General features: G+C 70.1%; 5 protein-coding genes. All 5 read right to left on the reverse strand.

Translation table 11 applies throughout. From position 1 onward, the window contains the following. A partial coding sequence (locus DSP71_RS13220) for an SDR family NAD(P)-dependent oxidoreductase (protein WP_113681309.1) occupies positions 1-495 on the reverse strand: 495 nt, incomplete at its 3' end. Next, entirely contained in the window at positions 492-1,148 is a 657-nt protein-coding gene (locus DSP71_RS13225; protein WP_113681310.1) for an isochorismatase family protein, read from the reverse strand. The genes DSP71_RS13220 and DSP71_RS13225, both read right to left, overlap by 4 nt. 1 nt (position 1,149) lies before the next feature. Beyond that, positions 1,150-2,169, reverse strand: a complete 1,020-nt coding sequence (locus tag DSP71_RS13230) for an ABC transporter substrate-binding protein (RefSeq protein ID WP_113681311.1) — start codon at positions 2,167-2,169, stop codon at positions 1,150-1,152. A gap of 76 nt (positions 2,170-2,245) precedes the next feature. Next, positions 2,246-3,082: an ABC transporter ATP-binding protein gene (locus DSP71_RS13235; RefSeq protein ID WP_058631971.1), complete on the reverse strand. Its 837-nt coding sequence runs from the start codon at positions 3,080-3,082 to the stop codon at positions 2,246-2,248. Continuing rightward, on the reverse strand, positions 3,082-3,673 hold a 592-nt coding region (locus DSP71_RS13240), incomplete at its 5' end, for an iron chelate uptake ABC transporter family permease subunit (protein ID WP_220151119.1). The genes DSP71_RS13235 and DSP71_RS13240, both read right to left, overlap by 1 nt.

Genomic DNA, 3,673 nt, shown 5'->3' on the forward strand with positions numbered 1-3,673 from the left:
GGGAGCGACCACGTTGCATCGCACTCCGTCGGCAGCGAGCTCGAGACCCAGTCCGATCGTGTACTGGGCGACCGCCGCCTTGGAGGCGCCGTAGCCGACCATGTCCGCCCTGGCGGTCGCGGCGGCGTTCGACGAGACCGTGACGATCGACCCGTGCCGCCGCCTCGCCATCCGCGTGCCCACCGCCGTCGACACCGTCGCCACGCCGAGCACGTTCACCGCGAGCATCTCGGCGAGGTCATCGGGATCCGCTTCGAACGCGGAGCCGGTACGTAGGATCCCCGCCGCGTTGACGAGCACATCGATGCTCGCTCCCGTCTTCTCGATCTCGGCGACCACGCCCTCGACCGCAGCACGATCGGTGACATCGACGACGACGTCCGTCCCCGGATCGCGGTCGAGGCCGATGACGGTGCGGCCGTCGCGCCGCAGTCGCTCGACCACCGCGGCGCCGATGCCTCCCGCTGCGCCGGTGACGAGGGCCACCGTGCTCATCGGGACGCTCCTGGCGCGTCGGAGGAGAGGGCGGCGAGCACCGTGTCGGTGTCGAGCACACGAGCGCATCGCTTGGCGGCGTAGTCCAGCGCGAAGAGGTGATCTTCGCGGGAGAAGTCCGCGACGGCATCGGCGACGAGGAACGGCCGGATGTCGTTCATGAACGCATCGGCCGCCGTCAGCAGGCACCCGATGTGCGCGTAGACCCCGACGATGACGAGCTGGTCCCGATGCTGGGCCGCGAGCGTCTCCCGCAGCGGCGTGCGGATGAAGGCGTTGTAGCGCCACTTCGTGAGGATCGTGTCTCCGGGAGCGGGGCGCAGCTCTGCCACGATCGCGGCGCTCTCCTGGTCCTGCAGGCCGGGGCCCCAGAACTCGGACAGCAGGCCGCGGTCGTCGGGAGCCTGCGCGGCCGGCTGCGCGGTGTAGATCACCGGGACGCCTGCCGCGCGCGCCGCATCGAGCAGGCGGGAGATGTGGCCAATGGCCAGCCCGACCGGACCGTCCGCCTCCGCGAAGGCGTCGACGAAGTACTGCTGCATGTCGTGCACGAGGATCGCGCTGCGGTTCGGGTCGACGGTCCAGTCGACGCGTCCCGTCGGATGCTCGTGTGCGCCCGGCACGTCGTAGGTCGCGATGCGGGGAAGCCCCATGTCACTTCCCTCCGTTTCCGGCCACGGCGTCGGCGAGCACCGGGACGAGCCGTTCCAGCAGCCAGGACTCGGTGAGCGGTGTCGGGTAGGCCAGGGGAGAGGCGAAGGCGTCGTCGATCACGGCGTAGTGACCGCCCTCGACCGCGGGGATCTGGCGGAACAGCGCGTCCTGCTCCAGGTCGGATTGCGTCAGCAGGCCTTCGTCGCCGAACGGATAGCCCATCAGCAGAATGTCCGCGTCGAGCAGATCGAGGTTCTCGCGGCTCACCGCGGCCGAGGTGGCGCTGAAGTCGGTGGCGCGCTCCGGAAGTGCGAGTCCGAGCTTCGTGAAGAACGTGACGTCGCTGCCCTCGTACGAGATGTAGGTGATCTGCTCGGGGTGGATGACCGCATAGGTGAAGGTCGTTCCGGCGAACTCGGGATGCGCGGCAGCGGCGGCGTCGAAGTCGGCGGCGATGCTGTCGATGACCTCCTTCGCCTGATCGCTGCGGCCGAGGGCGGTGGCAGCCGACTCTGTGCGCTGCTCCCAGGTCATCGTGCTCAGCCCGTCCGCTCCCGTGTAGGAGACGATCGGGGCGATCTTCGACAGCTGCTCGTAGTCGGCGTCGAGGGTCCAGCCGCTGGTGGCGAGGATCACGTCGGGCTCGGCCACCGCGATCGCCTCGTAGTCCACGCCGTCGGTGGAGTCGTAGGTCGTGAGCTTCTTCTCACCCAGTCCCTTCAGGGCGTCGATCTCCCAGGGATCGAGTTCGGCGTCGCCGTACTGCGGGCTGATCACCGGGACGATGCCGAGAGCCAACGCGATGTCGAGGTCCACCGAGGAGACCACGGCGACGCGTTCGGGCTTGCTCTGGAGCGTCGTCTCCCCGTACGGACTCGTGAGCGTCATGGGATAGCCCTCGCCCCCGCCGGCAGACGATGCCGGAGTGGCTGCGGAGGCGCCGCATCCGGCGAGCAGCGCGGTGCTGACGACGAGTGCGGCGGCTGCCGCGGTCAGGCGGCGGAGCACGGAGCGGGTCATGTGTCTCTTCTTTCTTCGGGGTGAGAGGAGGGCTTCAGAGTGCGAGGGCGACTTCAGAGTGCGAGGGCGACTCGCGTCACATCCCATGGCGTCCGCGCGGCAGCACGAGCGGCGCTCCGGTGTCGGGGTCGGCGATGACGCGGGCCTGCACCCCGAACACCTGCTCGACGAGCTCGGCGGTGATGACCTCGGTGGGCGGGCCGGAGGCGACGATGGTGCCGTCGCGCAGGGCCACGACGGTCGAGGCGTAGCGGGCGGCGTGCGCGAGATCGTGCAGCACCACGACCACGGTCGTCCCCTCGGCCACGAGATCGACCAGCAGATCGAGCACCTCGACCTGGTGGGCGATGTCGAGCGCGCTCGTCGGCTCATCGAGCAGGAGGAGCGGCGTCTCCTGCGCGAGCGCCATCGCGATCCAGGCACGTTGACGCTGCCCGCCCGAGAGCGTGTCCACCGGACGATCAACGAGGTCGGCCACGCCGGTGCGCAGGAGCGCCCTGGCGACGATCAGATCGTCGGAGGCCCGCGCGCTCCCGAACCGGCGATGCGGGTGACGACCACGCCGCACGAGCTCGGCGACCGTGATGCCCTCGGGTGCCACCGGGCTCTGCGGGAGGATCCCCAGCCGACGGGCGACCTCCCGCGTGGGCAGCGCATGGATGTCCGCGCCGTCGAGGAGCACCGATCCGGCCTGCAGGGGCACGAGACGCGAGAGGGCTCCGAGCAGCGTCGACTTCCCGGAGGCGTTGGGCCCGATGAGCGCGGTGATCCCTCCTCGGGCGATGAGTAGATCGAGGTCGCTCACTATCGTCTTCGCGGCATAGCCGGCGTGCACGCCGTGCGCGGCCAGTATCGGCTGCTCCGCGCTGCCCACGTCGGGGGGAACGGACGAAGCCTCATCGAGCACGGTCATCAGGCATCCGCCTTCCGGGTCAGGAGCAGGAAGATGAGCACGGGGGCGCCGATGAGTCCGGTCACGACTCCGGTCGGCACCGGACTCACGAACGGCGCGGATTGCGCGACCATGTCGGAGAGCAGGAGCAGGGCGGCGCCGACCAGCGCGGCGGGGAACGGCCCGCCCTGACGGACCAGCCGGGAGGCGATGGGTCCGGACACCAGCGCGAGGAACGCGATCGGACCGACGACGCTCGTGGCGATCGCGGCCAGCAGAGCTCCGAGAAGCAGCGCGGCGACACGAATGAGTCCGACTCGCGTACCCAGACCTCTGGCGAGCGGATCGCCCAGCCGGATCGCGTCCAGCGAGGGGTCGATGAGGGCGACGGCGCCGATCCCGACGGCGAGGGCTGCGGCCAGGAGCGCGACATCGGACCATTGGGTGCCGGCCAGCGACCCGATCATCCAGCGCATCGCGCGCGTCGACGTCATCGTGTCGGCGAACGTCAGCAGGTAGCTCGTCACGGCGGCGAAGCACGCCCCCACCCCGATACCCACGAGCACCAGCCGGTAGGTGGACGATTCCCGCTTCCAGCTCAGACCGAAGATC

Origin of the sequence: Microbacterium sp. H6 (assembly GCF_003314775.1) — a bacterium.
GTDB lineage: Bacteria > Actinomycetota > Actinomycetes > Actinomycetales > Microbacteriaceae > Microbacterium > Microbacterium oxydans.

Coding starts and splice junctions, on each gene's coding strand:
- DSP71_RS13225 (WP_113681310.1), bottom strand. CDS start 1,148: ATGGGGCTTCCCCGCATCGCGACCTACGACGTGCCGGGCGCACACGAG.
- DSP71_RS13230 (WP_113681311.1), bottom strand. CDS start 2,169: ATGACCCGCTCCGTGCTCCGCCGCCTGACCGCGGCAGCCGCCGCACTC.
- DSP71_RS13235 (WP_058631971.1), bottom strand. CDS start 3,082: ATGACCGTGCTCGATGAGGCTTCGTCCGTTCCCCCCGACGTGGGCAGC.